The organism is Microcoleus sp. Pol14D4 (genome assembly GCF_036701245.1).
GTDB lineage: Bacteria > Cyanobacteriota > Cyanobacteriia > Cyanobacteriales > Microcoleaceae > Microcoleus.
In genome coordinates this window covers 18,587-36,198 of record NZ_JAUBQM010000071.1, presented here as the reverse complement: position 1 = coordinate 36,198, position 17,612 = coordinate 18,587, and the positions used below count along the sequence as shown (strand labels likewise).

General features: G+C 47.2%; 13 protein-coding genes. 2 read left to right on the top strand and 11 right to left on the bottom strand.

Annotated features, from left to right (window positions below; genetic code table 11):
• Positions 1 to 82: 82 nt before the first annotated feature.
• The 8 genes from QUA33_RS21485 to QUA33_RS21450 all read right to left on the bottom strand — a co-directional run bounded on the left by QUA33_RS21485 (position 83) and on the right by QUA33_RS21450 (position 11,970).
• Positions 83 to 601 carry a Ycf51 family protein gene (locus QUA33_RS21485; protein ID WP_333151007.1) on the bottom strand — a complete coding sequence of 173 codons (519 nt, stop codon included), beginning with the start codon at positions 599 to 601 and terminating at the stop codon, positions 83 to 85.
• Between the two features lie 34 nt (positions 602 to 635).
• The gene (locus QUA33_RS21480; RefSeq protein ID WP_333151006.1) at positions 636 to 1,697 is read right to left on the bottom strand and encodes an adenylate/guanylate cyclase domain-containing protein; all 1,062 of its coding nucleotides are present in this window, start codon (positions 1,695 to 1,697) and stop codon (positions 636 to 638) included.
• A complete protein-coding gene (locus QUA33_RS21475) occupies positions 1,694 to 2,068 on the bottom strand; it encodes a response regulator (RefSeq protein WP_333151004.1) in 375 nt (124 codons plus the stop codon). Before QUA33_RS21475 ends, QUA33_RS21480 begins: the two co-directional genes overlap by 4 nt.
• Entirely contained in the window at positions 2,061 to 5,780 is a 3,720-nt protein-coding gene (locus tag QUA33_RS21470; RefSeq protein WP_333151002.1) for a response regulator, read from the bottom strand. Before QUA33_RS21470 ends, QUA33_RS21475 begins: the two co-directional genes overlap by 8 nt.
• 848 nt (positions 5,781 to 6,628) lie before the next feature.
• Positions 6,629 to 9,142 (bottom strand): MASE1 domain-containing protein, encoded by a 2,514-nt coding sequence (locus QUA33_RS21465; RefSeq protein ID WP_333151000.1) that lies wholly within the window; start codon positions 9,140 to 9,142, stop codon positions 6,629 to 6,631.
• A gap of 564 nt (positions 9,143 to 9,706) precedes the next feature.
• Positions 9,707 to 11,047, bottom strand: a complete 1,341-nt coding sequence (locus QUA33_RS21460; RefSeq protein ID WP_333150998.1) for an ABC transporter substrate-binding protein — start codon at positions 11,045 to 11,047, stop codon at positions 9,707 to 9,709.
• Between the two features lie 56 nt (positions 11,048 to 11,103).
• On the bottom strand, positions 11,104 to 11,319 hold the full coding sequence (locus QUA33_RS21455) for a hypothetical protein (protein WP_333150996.1): 216 nt from the start codon (positions 11,317 to 11,319) through the stop codon (positions 11,104 to 11,106).
• A gap of 75 nt (positions 11,320 to 11,394) precedes the next feature.
• Positions 11,395 to 11,970, bottom strand: coding sequence for a hypothetical protein (locus QUA33_RS21450; protein WP_333150994.1), 576 nt, complete (start codon positions 11,968 to 11,970; stop codon positions 11,395 to 11,397).
• Between the two features lie 497 nt (positions 11,971 to 12,467).
• Here QUA33_RS21450 and fmt point away from each other — a divergent pair, with 497 nt between their 5' ends.
• Positions 12,468 to 13,466 (top strand): methionyl-tRNA formyltransferase, encoded by a 999-nt coding sequence (fmt, locus tag QUA33_RS21445; protein ID WP_333150992.1) that lies wholly within the window; start codon positions 12,468 to 12,470, stop codon positions 13,464 to 13,466.
• Between the two features lie 83 nt (positions 13,467 to 13,549).
• On the opposite strand, the gene QUA33_RS21440 is transcribed toward fmt, so the two are convergent.
• The 3 genes from QUA33_RS21440 to QUA33_RS21430 all read right to left on the bottom strand — a co-directional run bounded on the left by QUA33_RS21440 (position 13,550) and on the right by QUA33_RS21430 (position 16,846).
• Positions 13,550 to 14,791 (bottom strand): exonuclease SbcCD subunit D, encoded by a 1,242-nt coding sequence (locus QUA33_RS21440; RefSeq protein WP_333150990.1) that lies wholly within the window; start codon positions 14,789 to 14,791, stop codon positions 13,550 to 13,552.
• 109 nt (positions 14,792 to 14,900) lie between these two features.
• A complete protein-coding gene (locus tag QUA33_RS21435) occupies positions 14,901 to 15,476 on the bottom strand; it encodes a Uma2 family endonuclease (protein WP_333150988.1) in 576 nt (191 codons plus the stop codon).
• A gap of 92 nt (positions 15,477 to 15,568) precedes the next feature.
• On the bottom strand, positions 15,569 to 16,846 hold the full coding sequence (locus tag QUA33_RS21430; protein ID WP_333150986.1) for an ATP-dependent DNA ligase: 1,278 nt from the start codon (positions 16,844 to 16,846) through the stop codon (positions 15,569 to 15,571).
• A gap of 330 nt (positions 16,847 to 17,176) precedes the next feature.
• Between QUA33_RS21430 and QUA33_RS21425 the strand changes: the two genes are divergently transcribed.
• Positions 17,177 to 17,482 carry a glutaredoxin family protein gene (locus tag QUA33_RS21425; protein WP_333151009.1) on the top strand — a complete coding sequence of 102 codons (306 nt, stop codon included), beginning with the start codon at positions 17,177 to 17,179 and terminating at the stop codon, positions 17,480 to 17,482.
• The last annotated feature ends 130 nt before the right edge of the window (positions 17,483 to 17,612 follow it).

Genomic DNA, 17,612 nt, shown 5'->3' with positions numbered 1-17,612 from the left:
ATTTTAAAGTCCCAAAAGCCTTTCGATCCTAATTATTTGACTGCTACCCCTTGACAGGTCAAGACAGTATCTACAGGATTTATCAGGCTTGATATTTTTTCAGAATAGCAACTTTTTCGGGGAAGATTTCGATCGCCATTTTGTCGTCATAACGAGTCGCGAGCGATCGCCTCACCTCGCCCAAAAACAGCGGCTGCGACAGCCCAGGTTCAGGATGTACAACTGTACGAACCCGGATGGTCATGTAGTCTCTGCCCCGCCCAGAGCGCCCTGGAGAGTACAAATCCGCAGCCGCTTGCCGCATCGTTGCTTCTAATTCCGATTCGGTGATCGTAGGTGGCACAGTAACTACTGTTTGAGCGCCGCCAGTATCGTAAACTAAAGAATAGCGCACCGCACCTGGAATTTCTGTGCGGGAAAACAGTCCCAAACCGAGACCGAATATACTGGCAGCAATCACGCCCATAAAGCTTGTCACTCCTACCAATCGGAAGCGAAAACCCCATTTGAAGATAAATGCTATAACAGTTAGAATAGCCAAGGCTACTGTTAGAATTCCCGCCCATTGGGCGTACATTAAAAGGTTAGAATTTACGCTCATTTGTCAATTTGGTAATTGGTCATTTGGTCATTTGTCATGAGGCGTTTCGGGCCACAAGCAGATAAGTCATCATATCGCCTTTCCCCTTCACCGGAATCACGCCGCGCTCCTCAAAAACGTACTTATTCCGCAGGCGCTCGTAGGTAGCAACTGTCACCTGAATGCTGCCGGGGACGCCTTGAGATTCCATCCGGGAAGCTGTATTTACCGTATCTCCCCACAAATCGTAAGTAAATTTTTTAGTACCGATTACCCCAGCTTCTACCGGGCCTGTGTGGATGCCGATGCGGATGCTGAGCGGCTGACCTCCCTTGGTACGCATCTTTGTCATTGCTGCTAGAATGTCGATCGCCATTTCAGCGATCGACTCGGCGTGGTTGTCGCTGGGCGTCGGCAAACCGCCAACCACCATATAAGCATCGCCGATCGTCTTAATTTTCTCAAGTCCGTAGCGCTCGGCCAACTCGTCAAAAGCCGAAAAAATCTCGTTGAGCAACTCCACTAACTGGGCCGGGGACAAATGAGCCGAAAGCTTAGTAAAACCGACCAAATCGGCAAACATCACTGTTACCTCAGCGAAACTGTCGGCGATCGTACTTTCCCCGTGTTTGAGGCGCTGCGCGATCGCCTTCGGTAAAATATTTAACAGCAAACGCTCCGACTTTTCCTTTTCCTCAGCCAACTCCCGTAAATACGCCTGCTCCTTATCCCGCAGGCGCTTCTTTTCCAGACAAGCGCTAATCCGAGCTTTGAGCAATACCGGATTGAACGGTTTAGAAAGATAATCCTCCGCCCCCAACTCTATACATCGGACGATACTGTCGATATCGTCCACCGCCGAAATCATAATCACCGGGATGTAGCGCAACTTTTCGTCCGCCTTCAGATTTTCCAGCACCTGATAGCCGTTCATTTGCGGCATCATAATGTCTAGAAGAACCAAATCAAAAGGCTCTGTTCGCAACATTTCCAGAGCTTGGAGACCATCTTCAGCAACACTCACCACGTGACCTTGACGCTGAAGTCGGCGGGCCAGCAAATCGCGGTTTACCTCATTGTCGTCAACAACCAGCACGCTGCCCTCGTCACCTTTCATGTCATAGCCTCTTTCAGAAGCGTTTCAATTTTACTCAAAAGTCGGGGAAACTCGACCGGTTTGGTGTCGTAGTCGTTGCAGCCGGCCGCCAGACACTTTTCACGATCGCCCGCCATTGCGTGAGCAGTCAGCGCAATCACCGGAATCGCGCTCGTTTCAGGAGCCGCCTTAATTTGCTGCGTTGCTTGCCAGCCGTCGAGAACCGGCAGACTCATATCCATCAGAATCAAATCGGGTACTTTCGCGAGCGCCATCGACACTCCCTCAGCACCGTCAACAGCAATAAAGACCTCGTGTCCCTTGCGGGCCAGACGCCTGGAAAGCATATCCCTGTTCATTTCGTTATCTTCGACCAACAGGATTTTAGCCATTGGTGTTCTCCTTGCCTTTCGAGTCGTACCTGCGATCGAACCTGTTATTGACTATAGAGCGAACATCGCGCAACAAAGTATCGCAACTGTAGACTCCCTTTTGTAGCACCCGCTCGACGTAGCCGTTTAGCTGCTGGCTTTCGGCCGGTGTCAAGTTTTTCCCCGTGATCACAACAATCGGTATAGGATCTCCCGAATGGGATTTGCGAAGTTCCCCGATCAACTCAAAACCATCCATTTCTGGCAACATCAAATCCAGTAATATCAGGTGCGGGCGAGCAACTTTTAGCCGATCGAGAGCAGCGCGTCCGCTGTCAGCTTCCGTTACTGCCCAGCCTTGTGTTTCTAGTACGCATCGCAGTATTTCGCGCGTGGCAACGTCATCTTCCACAATTAGAATCTGACAGGTCAAATTGTTACTTGCAACACCGTCTTGGTCGCGTCGGTACTTGTTCAACAAGGCAGCCAGCCGTTTGCCGTCCACTGGTTTGGTGAGGTAGTCCGAAGCACCCAATGCAAAGCCGAGGCTTTTGTTGCCCACAAAGGATAGCAGGATTACGGGAATTTCGGCAAGGTCAGGATCGGCCTTCAGCGCTGAGAGTACCGCCCACCCGTCCATTCCGGGCATGATCACGTCCAGAGTAATGGCGTCTGGCAGTAGTTGCTTAGCGAGCCGGAGAGCTTGCTCGCCACTGCCGGCAACTTCTATGTGCAGTCCTTGGCGAGTGAGGGCGCGCTGGATTAAATCCCGCGAGATCGGGTCGTCGTCCACTACCAGCACCGTGCCGACAGCGGGGGCGTGCGGAGGGCTAGTGCTGTCGTTGACTTTGTTGGGGATTTCCGGCTGTTTGATGGCTTTCGGCAAGAGCACGGTGAAAGTGGTGCCTGCGCCCAAGGTGCTGCTGACCTCAATGCTGCCGCCCATCATCTGACAGAAGCGCTGGCTGATTGCTAGTCCCAAACCGGTGCCACCGTACTCGCGGGTAGTCGAGGCATCAGCTTGGGTGAAAGGTTGGAAAACTCGCTGCAATTGCTCTTGTGTCATGCCGATGCCGGTGTCGGCGACGCGGAAACTTAAAAATTCGGAGTTGGAAATTAAAATTTGGGAAGATTCCTCTTGATTTTTCATTTTTAATTGTTCATTTTTAATCCTTTCCACTCCGATCGCAATTCTCCCGTTTTGTGTGAACTTGGCAGCGTTGCTGAGCAAGTTAAGCAGCACTTGCCGCACTTTGGTCATGTCCGCGTGCATGGTGTCGAGGTTGTCTGGACAGTACACTTCTAGGGTATTACCGTTTTTCTCGACCAGCGGCCTGGCCGTGGCAACAGCACTTTCAATTAAGGTATGGATGTCGAAGGTTTCTAAGTAGAGATCCATTCGGCCTGCTTCAATTTTAGAAATATCTAGGATGTCGTCAATCAGGGATAGCAGGTGTTTGCCGGCGCTGCAGATTTTTTCGAGGTCGGGGACAGACTCGCAACTACCCAATTCTTCGGCTTCTTCTTTAAGCATTTCGCTGTAACCGATGATGGCGTTGAGGGGTGTTCTGAGTTCGTGGCTCATGTTGGCGAGAAATGTGCTTTTTGCCCGGTTGGCTGATTCTGCTGCTTCTAGGGCCAACTGCATGGCGGATTCTACCTGTTTGCGATCGGTGATGTCTTGGACTGTGCCTTCGTAGTACAAAACGCTGTCGTTTTCGTCGCAGATGCTGCGCGCGTTTTCGGAAATCCATATCTTGCTACCGTCTCGGCGGTATATTTGAGATTCAAATTTTGACACTTGGCCGCGCGCGCCCAATTGGGCCATAAACTCGGCGCGCCTATTGGGGTGAACGTAAAATTGACGGTTGATATCGGTGAGTTCGGCGAGCATTTGGGTACAGGATTCGTAGCCGTAAATTCTGGCTAGTGCGCTATTGCCAGTGAGGTAGTGCCCGGTCGGCGTTGTCTGGAATATGCCTTCGACTGCGTTTTCAAAGATGCTGCGGTATTTTGTTTCGGATTGTCTCAAGGCTGCTTCTGCTCGCTTGCGCTCTAGGACATTGGCGAGCATTTCTCCTACCATTTTTAGCTGTGTGGATATTTCGGTTGCTCGGCCTGCTATTTGCTTTATGCCCTCGAATCCGATAAATCCTACTAGGTTTTTACTACAAATTAGGGGAATAATTATCAGCGATTGAATATTTTTTATCTGTTTTTTTAATTCTAAATTATTTAGGGCAGCGCCCATCGAAGGTATTAAGGCGGTTGCTGTTTGATTGACTGTTTGGGATGGGGAATCTGTCTGGAATTCGGTTTTATTTTGACCGATAAAATAGGCTATTTCGGCGATTGCTGGGGGCGGGAGTTCGCCGATTTCTGAAATATAAAGGCATTCGGCGCGATCGAGTTTTTCTGCGATCCAAGGGATTTGTGCGATGTCTATTTGTTTGTAGGTGCTGTCTTTGAGTGCAGGAATGCCGTCAGCGCACCACTCGTAGGTTTTGTCGGCGCGGGTTTTGTCTTCTGATAACAGGTAGATGTAACTGCGGTCAAACCCGCTCAAGGTGGCTACCGCTTCCAGGGTTTGATCGATGCCTTTGTCTATTTCTGATAAGGGCTGGGTGATGAAATGGGTTGACAAACTGGCAATCAACTGAGCGAATTCTATTCGATACTGCAAAGATTGTTCTAGTTTTTTGAGTTCGGTAACGTCTCGAAAGCTCCAGACTCTACCGACTGTTTTCGCTCCGATTTTTGATGGCAACGAATTTAATTCAAGACTTTTTCCGTCTTTGAATTCTAATAATTCGCTGATTTTAGTATCTGAATCTACCGACACTTCGATCGCATTTTCGAGAAATCTTTGCGGGTACTTTAATTGTTCCCTGTCGAAGGGGAATCCTGTTTTGAGCGTGTTTTTGAGTGTACCCAAGGTCGATCGGCTCAACTTTCCTTGGCTGGCGGACAAACCCCACATCTCTAGAAATTTCTGATTATATTTACATATATTGCCGTTTCTGTCAACCGCCAGAATTCCTGCATCTGTAGATTTTAGAACTGCTTGCAGTATCGAGAGCGATTGCTTGTGTTCTCTAATCTCAAAAATGCCAAAAAACACCAAGACTGATATTTCGCTGCCCTCAACTGCGGGATGGAAAAAATAGGAAACGGGTAAAATCTTGCCGTCGCGAGACAAAAACTCGTCGTCCCAATTGCTGGAAGGTTGACTGGAAGCGATCGCCTCTTGTAAATCTAGTGTAGGTGCGATCGGCCTATCTTCACTCTTGCTGGGCGACTGTTTCGGAGCCGTCAAAACTTGGGATTTGTTGCCTTTATTTTGCTTCCCGATGCGCTCTAGCAGAGAAACGCCTGCAAGTTCCGATTCTCGCCACCCCAGCAAGCGTTCTGCCTCTGCATTCACCGAGATTACACAGCCCTTCGCGTCAAGGATACACAATCCTGCCCCCAAACTGTTGACAATCGCCCGCAGTCGATCGAATTCTGAAGCTGTTGGAGAGTCTTGAGGGGACTGGGGCGAGTCAGTTAAATCCTTTAATGCCACCGTCTCCAAGTTAAAACAATCTTCCTGCTGAAGTTCTTGCTGACTCTGAACTCGCTCATAGCTACAACTTACCTGCTCTAATAAAAGCTGCCACTGCTCAGCAGTGGGAGGTGGAGACTCGCCGACTAAACCGAGCTGTTCGAGTTGGCGCTGGAGGTGGGGGTGCATATTTTCTGGCGCTTTGTAAGCAACTTTCTACAGTATATCTTTTTAATTAATAGTATATATACGTAGGTATACCGTTAGGGGACAAGTACGGGATCGAAGTCTATCACAGGTTTTATTGAGAAGCCGAGGGATCGTGTCTCCTCTCCAAAATCTTTCAAACTGCCCTAATTATAAATTCTCCGAACTTTTAAGGTTGGTCAACTAACCAATCCTCTGAATGTCGGCAGCACGCTCAAAAATAATAATAATATCATCTTATCAAGTCAATACTCAGGAAAGTTTGGGTAACGATACTACAAGCTTACGCGGGGCAAGGCTCATAAAAAAGTCTAATTAAATTCAAGACAAGGGTGGATCTGACATTAATTTAATTATCCAGATTCAATCAATGTCAAGCGATAATCAGTCTTTGAGCTATAGAAAAACTGTTCGGAATATTAATCAAGTGAACTTAGCCTCAAAAACTAGGTTGCGGCAAAAAAACGATCGCGGACGAGGCTACTGGACAGGAAAATTTATTATTCCCATGCCAGCGGAAACGATTTCAGCACTTTTCGTATTTACTCATAAATTAATTAGGGTGATCTAACCCGTCTTAATCTTCTACCTCTATAGCAATTCTAAATTATTTGGAAATTTATTATTTCATCAGAAGGATGCGGGTAGGATTGGGAGGGGGGAGGATCTTACTAATAACCTAAAATTTCTATCTATAAAAACTTCTAAAAAACTAAGTTAATAATGTGAGGAATTATGTGCAAAATCTCCCGCTCGGCTAGCGAAATAATCAGCCAATTGGAGAGGCAAACAAAAGCTGCAAGCATCGAAAATAACTGTCAAAAAAAATATTAGTTGTCCGACTTTTCGGTTGAGATCGAAAGGTCTGTGAAAATAGCTGGCAGCCGAATGGTAAAAATAGAACCTTTATTCAACTCGCTTAATGCAGTAATGTCTCCGCCCATCATTTCGCAGAATTTCTTAGTAATCGTCAGCCCCAAGCCAGTGCCGCCGTACTTTTTAGTAGTTGAAGAATCGGCTTGCGTGAAAGGCTCAAAGATTCTGGCTAACTGTTCGGGACTCATGCCAATGCCGGTATCTTTGACCGTAAAAATGATCCAATCTTGAGCGGAAGATAAGAGAGACAAGCTATTTTCAGCTTGGCCACCTCCTCTATACGCTCCAAGTTTTTTGCCTTTCTTTGCAGCGTCGGCGGGGGTTTCGACGGATCGGGTAACGGCGAAGGTAATCGCGCCGGAGCAAGTAAATTTCGCGGCATTGCTGAGGATGTTGAGCAGAGACTGCCGGAGTTTAGTCAAGTCGGTCTGCATCGAGCCAATATCCTCGGGGCATTGTATTTCTAGCATATTGCTATTTTTGTCTGCCATCGGCGCGATCGTGGTTACTACTTGCTCAACCAGAGTTGAAATGGTGAATGTTTCGACGTGCAAGTCGGTGCGCCCTGCTTCTATTTTGGTCAAGTCGAGAATATCTTTAATCAGCGCGAGTAGGTGCTGACCGGCCGTGTTAATTCTCTGGAGGTCGTCGATGAACTCTTCGGCACCGAGGTCTCGGGCGTCTTCTTGCAGGATCTCGCTGTAGCCGATGATGGCGTTGAGGGGGGTTCTGAGTTCGTGACTCATGTTGGCGAGAAAAATGCTTTTCGAGCGATTTGCAGCTTCGGCGGCTACTGCGGCCCGGCGGAATTCTTCGGAACGCAAGCGTTCGGTGATGTCGGTGGTCATGATTAAAACGCACTGAGTGTTGCCGAGGTGGATGAGTTCCACTGACAGCAGCCAGTCGCGCACTTCGCCGGCTTTGGTGCGAATTTTGATTTCTTGGTTGCTGATCGAATTTTGTGATTGCAAAATCTGGGCGAGCCGCCCCCCGTCTTCTGAATTGACGAATATTCCTAAGTCGTTGGCGGTGCGGCCGATAAATTCATGCCGCAACCAGCCTAATGAGCGCAAAAAGCTTTCGTTGGCATCGAGGAAGCATCCGTCTGTGAGGGTGCAGATGCTGATGCCGACTGGGGAGGCGTGAAAAGCTTTGGAAAATCTTTCTTCTGAAGAACGCAGGGCGGCTTCGGCTTGCTTTCTGTCTGTGATGTCTTGGACGGTGCTGGTGATGTAGAGGGAGGTGACGGCGGCTTGTTCGTAGACTGTGCGGTTGCTGCCGTCGCGGAGTATGAGCCTGTAGTCGATGCTGTAAGGCCGTTGCTGAAATAAAGCCGCTTCGATCGAGGTTTTGACTAATTCTCTGTCTTCAGGGTGCACGTATTCCAAGAAGGCTTCCAGGCTGGGTTCAAAAGTTCCCGGTTCCTGTCCCAAGATGCGGTAAATTTCCTCTGACCAACGCAATTGCTGGGCGTTGCGGTCTAAGTCCCAGTTGCCTAGCTGGGCGATGCGTTGGGCGTTAGCGAGGCTGGCTTCGCTGGCGCGCAGGGAGGCTTCTGCTTGGTGACGTTCGGCGACGGTGGCAGCTAAGACTAAGCCGGTGACGGCGATGACGGCGATGAAGGCTTGCAGGGATAACAGTGCTTGGGGGATACTGCTGGCGTGCTTGAGGAAGGGGCCGCTGCCTCGGGCGATACCCCAAATTGCGAAGCCGCAGAGGATGAGGTTGGAGAGGGCCGTGTAGCGCTGACCGAATCGAAAGGCAGCCCAAACTACGAGCGGAAATGGTAAGTATTCGAGGGGATAGCGGGCGTAGGCGGCGCGGGTGCGGGAGCAGAAGACGAGCCAGCCGAGTGCTAGCAGCAGCAGCAGCCAAATCGCTCGTTCAGCTATCTGTTTGCGATGGGTGGGGACTTTGGGCAATTGTTGCCACGTCAGTAGCAGCGGGGCAACGAGCACAATTCCCATAGCGTCTCCCACCCACCAAGTCCCCCAAATCGTGCCAAAATTGCTCCACCTCGATAAACCGGTCAGGCATACGACGATGCTGCCGATGGTGGAGTTGATCAGGGTAGATCCCAAGGCTGCTAGTCCGACTATTCCTAAAACGTCTTTGAGCCGATCGAGCCTGGCGCTAAAGTTAATGCCCTGGAGTAGATAAGTTCCCGTCCACGCTTGCAAGGTTCTGGCGCCTGCCGAGATCAATGCCGTGCCGATGTTGGCCGACGGTACGCTCATACTGAACAGGAAGCCTCCGATCGCGATTCCCGGCCACAGTTGTCGCCCAAACAGCAGCAGGGCGACTTGGGCAATTCCTGCGGCTGGCCACATCGGGTAAATTTCTGAACTGAGGGTGAGGGTGGAAATGGCGAATTGCGACGCCCAATAGTAGACCAGGGCGATCGCGCCTACTGCGAGGAAGTACCGCCAGGAATGTCCTTTGATTGCATTAAGGAACTTTGTCTGCATGGTCGTTTGGGGAAAAGGTGGACGGTTTTTGGGATCTCAGTAGGTGGCACGGGACAGGCACGGGGTAGAGAAAATGTTTCTATTAGGTGATGGTAGGTCATGGGTGGTAGGTAGTGGGAGAAGCTTTTGAGCTAACTTTTTGTAGTGCCGTTGAGGGAGCGGTTTTTTTGTTCCCTCAACTCTGCCCATGAATTTCGGGAGTATCGCTTTTTTGTAAATATATCTCTAATGGCTAAGCAATTGGTTTGTAAATTTTTGGTTTTTGTTAAAATTTTATTACCGAGCGAGAGCGGGTGCCTTTTTGTGTCTGGCGATCGTAACTCTATTTACCCTAACATCTTGCTTCACGATCGATAATACCTACCATACCTAAAATACAAATAAGAGCGACGTAAAATCTCTGTTTTTACGTCAGTTTGGGGCAAGCAACACGGTTTCTGATTAGAAGTGCAGGCGCTCGTGATTTTCACTAGATTTTTAACCAATCAATCGAGACTTTCAGTCTTTCGCTCGAATACAGTGAAAGCGGATAATTTACAGACAATAAAAAATATTTTTTATTGTCTATTTCTCTTTGGCTGTTGCAATATCTAAGGTTAGTGTCAAACGATCTTGAGATTCTTTAAGAGCGTCTTGGGGGTTGCGGCCCAGAAGGGTTGCCTCTATGGCGCGACCGAGGTTCTCTGACAGGCGGGAGTAACCTGATATAATCGGTCGCGCTCTGGCTGAGTTCATTTGTTCTAAAAATACTCGCAAAACAGGGTTTTTTTCCACAAAGCTTTGATAAGCTTGGCTCTGTCTCGATTTTAAGTTAATGGGCAAATAACCGGTTCCCAATGCCCATGCTGTTTGGAATTCTTCACCTATAACGTATTCTAAGAATACTAGGGCTGCTCGCTCTCGTTCTGGCGAGGTTTTCATTAAAAATAGGTTTTCACCCCCTACAACGGCTGCGGGGCGTTTGAGAATCGGTAAAGGCATTGCTGCGTAGTCGATCGCGCTTTGCTGCAACTGTGCTAGCGTCCACGGCCCGGTGATTTGCATGGCGACTTTGCCGGCGATGAAGTTGTCGAGTTCGTAACCGCGTTCGGGTGCTGACAATATTGCTGAACCTTCTGTTAACAAGTCGCTCCACAATTCTAAGGCGGCGTGAGAACCGGGATTATCTATTTGGGGTACAGGACTTTGAGGTATTTCGCCTTTGAGTTCGCCGCCTGCGCTGAACATGAATGGCAGCCAGGTAAATACTGTCCATTCTCCCTTGCCTAGGGGGAGCACTATGCCGTGTTGGTCTGTGCGGCCGTCTCCGTTGGTGTCTTGCGTGAGCGATCGGGCTACTTGCTTTAATTGCGTCCAATTCTGCGGCACTTCTTTGATTCCTGCTGCTGCAAATAAGCTGGGACGGTAAAATATGGCGACGTTGTTTGTCGCTAGAGGAACTGACCAAGTGTGTCCGCCGAGTTCCATTGACTCGAACAGTGCCGGGTAGATTTCCGCTTTCCGGGGCGATTTGTTGAGCCAGTTTTCTAAGGGTTGAATTGCGTTGAGTTCTGCGAGTTTTCCTGAAATTGTGGCAGCATTCCAAAGCAAATCCGGTGGTGCATTTCCAACTATTGCTGTTAGTATTTTGGGCAGTTGTTGGTCTGGCTGACCTATATAAACTGGTTTAACCTGGATGTTGGGATGGGTTTTGTTGAATTGGTCTGTGAGGGTTTGAAATACGTCGCGATTTGGTGGAGGATTGATGCCGTGCCAGAGCGTAAGTTCGATCGGTTCCCCATTTTTTGAGGTTGGGGTAGTGCTGTTTTGACAGCCGCTTAATATTAGCAGATTTAAGGTAATTAAAATGCCGAATGCTATTTTGATTGGTCTTTTAATTGCTTTGGACAATCGGGATAAAATCATTTGTTAGTTAGATTCAGGTAAGAAGATTTTTTTAAACCGCAGATGCACGCAGATAGTTATATCTTGGTAAAACGAGCTAAATCTAGAAAATCTGCTGGTAGCTGATTTCTCTCTCCGTCCGAGGTGTTTTGAAACAAAACGGTGAAAGCTCCTGCTCCTAGTTTATCTTGCGCCACATCCGATAGCAAGGAATTTCTGTCAGGTGCGATCGATATTTTTCTCAATGAGGAACAGTGACTGGCCCAAATTCTGGGAATTTGCTTAACAGCCATTCGTTGACTTGTTCGTTTTATGCGGTTGAATAAATGCAGTTCATGTATGCAAGATAACCTGAACGCGCTACAATTTTAGCAGAATTGGCTAAAAAAATTTTTTCGGTTGCCATTGCGGTTGATGGTGACATTATGAAAGCATCGGGGTGCTTTGTCTCCTTTTGCTAAGAGTGACTGACCAGTATAAGGAGCCTCTACTATTACTAAAATAGCAGTTGGTGGTATCTTCTCGGTAAGTATTTTTGAATCGACGTTAGTGGCGACGGATGGTTTAATTTGGCAGGGTTTTAAATTCGATATCGGCATTCCTATGCGTTTGCCTATGACTTCGTTGCACAACAGCAATTCTGGCTTTAAGGTTTTCCAAGCAAATATACTTTTTCCTTCGGGGGCGGTGCACATATCTAAGATTAGTTTGATAGACTGGGATATTGTTAACAAGGTTGAGGCGGAAAAAATTGAGGAAAAGTCGAGACAGTAGTAATGTCCTGCTTGATGTAAGGAATGTTTTACCGACTGTAATTCTAAGGCTAATCTATACAAATTGCGGTTCCCAAGAAACGGCAATTTCGACAGTAAATGGGTTTTCTGTTGGTTTTGGTTGCACTCACAAGATAGCAGGATTAAAAGCTTGGAGATTGGTGACTTCATGAAAAAACTTTTCTTGTTCGGCGGTGTCTGCAAATAAGCTGCGGCTGAGTTTAAGCAGGAGATTAGAAGTTTTTTTGGTTGGGAGAGATATGATAAGATTGAGATTAGCAGTGACAAAGGTAGATTAGATGATAATTCTTAGTGTAGAACAGTTATAGTTAACTTGGGAAGAACGGATGCAAATGTGGTTGTGTCTATCAAACCCATTGCTTTGGATCGTTCGAGTCGGGCTGTACCTGAGTACCAATCGAGATCCTTTTTGCCGATCGCACAAGTCGGAACTATTCTCGAAGTGTATAATCTAGGAGCAAACTACTATTATTCGATCTGAAAAATAAAAATTACATGAACTCGGTGGGTAAAAACACTCATAAACTAGCTTGTATCATAGCTCCTACGTGTTTAAGAGTCTCTACAATATACTTTGGTTTTTGCCATTACCTACTTGATAACTAATCAGTCATGACTGAGGACTACTTACTAATAACTAAGAATCTATGAAAATTGTCTTTTTTGGCACTCCCGATTTTGCTGTTCCTACTTTATCCAGTTTGCTGAGTCATCCAGAATTTGAGGTTGTGGGTGTGGTGACTCAGCCGGACAAACGCCGGGGAAGGGGCAATCAATTGATGCCTTCACCTGTAAAAGATGTGGCTTTAAATCACAGTCTCCCGGTTTGGCAGCCGCACCGAATTAAGAAGGATGCGGAAACAATTGCCAAATTGCGGGAAGCGGAGGCGGATGTGTTTGTGGTGGTGGCTTACGGCCAAATTCTTTCTCAAGAAATTCTGGATATTCCTAGTTTGGCTTGCGTTAACGTTCACGGTTCAATTTTGCCGAAGTATCGCGGTGCCGCACCGATTCAGCGCTGTCTTTATGACGGGGAAAAGACAACAGGAATTACTACTATGCTGATGGATGCTGGCATGGATACTGGGGCTATGCTATTGAAGGCTTTTGCTGGTATTTCACTGTTGGATAATGCTGATTCTTTAGCAGATAGGTTGGCGGAAGTTGGGGCGGATTTGTTGATAGAAACTTTGGTGAGGTTGAGGGATGGAGAAGTTAAAGCTGTTCTTCAAGATGATGCTGAGGCGACTTATGCGCCGATGATTAAGAGTGCAGATTATGTGCTGGATTGGTCGAAAAGTGCGATCGCCCTTCACAATCAAGTTAGGGGCTTTTTCCCGGATTGCACGACTACTTTTCGCGGCAATTCTCTGAAGGTGATAGCTACTGTACCCGTCGGGCCGGAATATTGGCTGCAAATGCCAGCGGATTTGAGAGTTTTGGAACGCGAATGGCCTGTTTTAGCCCAGTTGTCGGGCGCAAATGGGGAAGTTGTTAAGGTTGTGAAGGGTTTGGGGGCGATCGTCCAAACTGGCGATGGTTTATTATTGTTGCGGGAGGTGCAGTTGGCGGGGAAAAAGGTGCAGTCTGGGGTGGATTTTGCCAACGGAACTCGGTTGGCGGTGGGTGAGATTTTTGGGAGTTAAATAGTATATTTAGGGCGGGCAATATCCCCACCCTACAATATTTGGCAGCAAAATCATTTTGTAATTAGATGCGCGATTCTTGACTAAAATTCCACCAAAACTTCCTCGGCGTCGCCCAACAAACCCTGCGCCGCCTCTAACATACTCTCCGCAACATCTTTCAAATCTTCGCGACTTGCTAAATAAGTTTTCAAAGCTTCTAACGGTTCTATACTATTATTAGCATTCAATTCTGGCAACCGCGGCCTCGCTAGCTGACTGACTAATTCCGGTTGGATTGTATAGCTGTGCGCTTCGCCCAGAAGTGTGTGCAATTCTGCGTTGTCGATTAAATCTAATTGTTCCGATCGCAATTGGTAAATTAATCTCACAACTGCGTCTTGTATCTCTTTCTTGCCAATAGCTTTAACTAACTCGGCTTGCGGGTTTTCCGATTCGGAAACATTCACTTTAATAGTCTGAAACACCCGCACTGGCAAAGCGCAAAATTCCCAATCCGCTTTTCCCCGTTCCAAATTAACTAACACAAAACCTTTATCTTCTTTCTCTTCGCTAAAATCAACTCGTTCGATACTTCCGGGATAAATTACTGGCGGGTTGTTGGAAGCATTCAGATTTTGGTGTTTGTGAACGTGGCCGAGAGCAACATAATCAAAACAAGGGCGAGTTAGCATCGAAACGGGAATGTTAAAACCTTTGCCAACTGCTAAAAAACGCTCGGCACCCAGACTCGCTTTATCTGCCATTAAGTGCGCTAAAAGTACGGTTGGTATGTCGGGGTTGAGGCGGCGAATTTCGCCTTCCATTGCGATCGTCAGTTTTTCGGTTAATAATTGGTTAACATCGCCCATAGACAGGCTTTCAGTCTCGGAACGTGTCATTAAGGTCGATCGAGTCAACCAAGGTAATGTTACCACCTGTACGGGCCCGCTGCGGGTTTGAATCAGGTGAGTGTCCAGGCGATCGCCTACAATAAACTTAGGTATCCCCAAAGTCCGATAAATCCCCAAACTCGCGCCGCCTTGTCCCTGAGAATGTTGGTCGTGATTTCCTACTAGCAAAACAGTCGGAATTTGGGCGTCAACCAAGCGGCTGAATTGGCAAGCAAAAGCCTCTTTCACAAACGGTGGAGGCGTCGAATCCGGGAAAGCATCGCCGCCGAATATGACTAAATCTACGGGTTCAGAAATTGCTCTATCCATACATTTGCTCAGCGTCGCCGCGAAGTCTTCCAGCCGCGTATTTAAACCGGTTTCTGGATTAATACGGCCGTGAGAAAAGCCGCTGCCCATGTGAATGTCTGAAAGGTGTAAGATTTTAATCATTGTTTTTTCTATTTGTTAGTTATCGTTTCGATTCCTAGTGAGGACTTCAGTCCTCAGAAGAAGGATTTGCATTCTTGACTGCGAACCAAAGAAAGTTGTTTTTCATACATCACAATATGATGCCGGGTACTTTTTGATAAACTTGTGCGATCGGGCAGCGAAAATCTATACTCCTTAACTCTAACTCATCTCCTTGTCGGTAAGTCTGAGAAACCCAATTTCCCTCAGCATTGAGTCTAAAACATTCAATTTTGATTTCGGATTGAGTGATTAACACGTATTCTTGCAAACTCGATGCAGTTTGGTAATCGACAAATTTATCGCCTCTGTCGAAAGCTGCTGTTGAGGGCGACAATACCTCAACTACCAAAGATGGATATAAAATGAAGTCTTCAGTAGAACTTGTATCTCTTTCGTCGCAAGTCACCGCTACATCAGGATAGTAATAGCAATTTGCCTCTTCCAGTCGGACTTTTATATCTGATGATAAAACTAAGCAGTCGGTGTTATCTAAGTGATTTCCCAGTCGCCTTACTAAGTTGCTAGCAATAATAATGTGAGGCTTTTTTGCCCCTGTCATTGCATAAACGTGTCCGCCTCTGTATTCGTGTTTGATGGGGCTTACTCGCTCGCCTTCTAGGTACTCTTCTGGAGAAATGTAGAAATTATTTTTGCTAACAAACATTGAGGTTTCCTCCGATATTTTTATTTATTTGACACTATTGGTTAATAATCGCATACCCGGCTGGGAAACGGCACTGCCGTTTCCCTACAAATTTAACAAAACTCCAGAAATCGGGCGTGCCACAGTTTGCCGCTTTCTGTCAAACCCTGCGATCGCACTTTAATTTTGACACTTTTGGGGTTAGCTTCGTAAAGTCGGGCAATTTCCTGCATTTCCTCCCCGCTAAACCCGGTTCCCACGGTTCCTACGGGGACTAATTTGCCATCAATTTCTTGCGCTACTTTGACGGCGCTAAACGGTCGCCCCGCAACTTTTGTCGCCGTCAAACCCACAATAAACAAATCGTGTTCTTGACAGTATTTAGTTCTCACCATCGGATATTTCTTAACATCTTTGCCGCCGACATACTGGCAGTTGTGCAACACCCAAACTTCGCCTTCTTTATTTTCAGATTCCTGCTGATTTGCCAGGACGATTTTTTCGGCGGTGGTGCGAAATGTCGGTACAACTTCAAAGGCTGGGAATAAATTCGCCAGCATTTCGCCAACTTCAACTCCCGCGGCAATTCGTTCGGATTCTGCCACGGTAGTTAAATCATTGCCTTTGAAAAACAAACTTTTAAAAATAGCATAAATTGCGTTAGGCTGAGTAGTCGGAAAACCGCTTTCAATATTAACCGTAGCAGCTTGCGCCCCCGTGCGGTGTTCGCTACCCGTACAGCTTTTGTAATACAGTTCGCCGTCTAAAACAAAGGTGCCAATTTTAGCGGCTGTGTCGATTAATGTGCGATCGATCTCAATCGATGCCTGTTGCCGCAGGTTAGTCGATCGCGATTGGTAGTATACTTTATCTGGCGTCGCAATGACCACGACTCGATTGCCGTCGCGCTTTGGCTGTCCCCAATAATCGGGGTTTTCGATGTAATAAGAACGTGCACTCGGCGCGTCCACTGGCTGCATGGTGACAATCCTTCCCGGCTGTAAGTGCGGTGGCAATTCGGCAACAATGGGATTATTGGCAGTTTCTATTATTGAGGCGGAAGTTGATTGTTTAGCAGGAGCGAAATCGGCGGTAGAATTGTTTGGAGTATTGAGGACGATCGGCTTTTCTCCGGTTTCCAATTCAAACGCTCTTTTCCAAAAGCCGATCGCCATTTCCGGGTATCCTTCCGACTCGGCGCACAGTGCAAAACCAATAACTTTTGCCGTACCAATTCCGCGCCCGTAATCAGCTAAATACTGCACGGCCCCCGCTTCACCCATCAAGTGCAATCCTCGCGTGACGATGCGATTGTTCCAGCGTTCTCGAATGTCGGCGCTAATTTTTTTAGCTGCTTTTCGCTTGGCTTCTGCGTATTCGGTGCAGTCCATACTGCCTCCTTTATGTAGGGCTATTTATACACTATACTAAAAATTGATTTATTCGTCAAGTTAAAAATTTGACAATTAGATGGTGTGAATAAATTTAACTCTTTCATTGGTGAACTAGATTTATTTTTTCACCGCAGAGGCGCAGAGGGCACAGAGGAAGAGAAGAAAGAGATAGTCAAGCGCGGTAATCTGTTGGCTGCCAATGCTAAGATAACTTCGATCGCGCATTGCGACCAATAAAGCCGTGAGTTGTGTCTTACTCGCGTTGAGTTCGCCCACTGGCGATCGCACGTTCGAGAATTTAAGATCGAGTCTAATTGTAGTCTTATGATGCGATTAATTTTGTACAGCAAACCCGGCTGCCACTTGTGCGAAGGGTTGCAAGAAAAACTCGAACAGATTGAAAGCCTCAAGTTTCAACTCGAAGTCAGAGATATTACCGAACAGGATGACTGGTTTCAAGCTTATCAGTACGAAGTTCCAGTTTTGTTTAAAGTGCAGCCCCAGGCAAGAAATTCAGTTGGCGAGGCTGCATTCTCCCCTGAAGAACTGTTACCCCGTCCTTCTCCCCGCTGTAGTGTCGCCCAATTGGAACAAATGTTACAGAAATATTTGCAAATCGATCCGTCACAATAATAGGATTTACCCAAAAACTCAGGTTTTAATCCTGACCTAGGGGTGCTCGGTGTGCAGCTTAATCTAGGCCGATAGGTTTTACACCGCGCATAAAAAAAACCTAGGGTTTGCACCGCGCACAGCAAAAACC

Bases quoted from the DNA above. Each gene is read 5' to 3' on its own strand.
- QUA33_RS21480 (WP_333151006.1), bottom strand. From the start codon at position 1,697: ATGAAAGGTGACGAGGGCAGCGTGCTGGTTGTTGACGACAATGAGGTA.
- QUA33_RS21430 (WP_333150986.1), bottom strand. From the start codon at position 16,846: ATGGACTGCACCGAATACGCAGAAGCCAAGCGAAAAGCAGCTAAAAAA.
- QUA33_RS21465 (WP_333151000.1), bottom strand. From the start codon at position 9,142: ATGCAGACAAAGTTCCTTAATGCAATCAAAGGACATTCCTGGCGGTAC.
- fmt (WP_333150992.1), top strand. From the start codon at position 12,468: ATGAAAATTGTCTTTTTTGGCACTCCCGATTTTGCTGTTCCTACTTTA.
- QUA33_RS21475 (WP_333151004.1), bottom strand. From the start codon at position 2,068: ATGGCTAAAATCCTGTTGGTCGAAGATAACGAAATGAACAGGGATATG.
- QUA33_RS21455 (WP_333150996.1), bottom strand. From the start codon at position 11,319: ATGGCTGTTAAGCAAATTCCCAGAATTTGGGCCAGTCACTGTTCCTCA.
- QUA33_RS21460 (WP_333150998.1), bottom strand. From the start codon at position 11,047: ATGATTTTATCCCGATTGTCCAAAGCAATTAAAAGACCAATCAAAATA.
- QUA33_RS21435 (WP_333150988.1), bottom strand. From the start codon at position 15,476: ATGTTTGTTAGCAAAAATAATTTCTACATTTCTCCAGAAGAGTACCTA.
- QUA33_RS21485 (WP_333151007.1), bottom strand. From the start codon at position 601: ATGAGCGTAAATTCTAACCTTTTAATGTACGCCCAATGGGCGGGAATT.
- QUA33_RS21450 (WP_333150994.1), bottom strand. From the start codon at position 11,970: ATGAAGTCACCAATCTCCAAGCTTTTAATCCTGCTATCTTGTGAGTGC.
- QUA33_RS21470 (WP_333151002.1), bottom strand. From the start codon at position 5,780: ATGCACCCCCACCTCCAGCGCCAACTCGAACAGCTCGGTTTAGTCGGC.
- QUA33_RS21440 (WP_333150990.1), bottom strand. From the start codon at position 14,791: ATGATTAAAATCTTACACCTTTCAGACATTCACATGGGCAGCGGCTTT.
- QUA33_RS21425 (WP_333151009.1), top strand. From the start codon at position 17,177: ATGCGATTAATTTTGTACAGCAAACCCGGCTGCCACTTGTGCGAAGGG.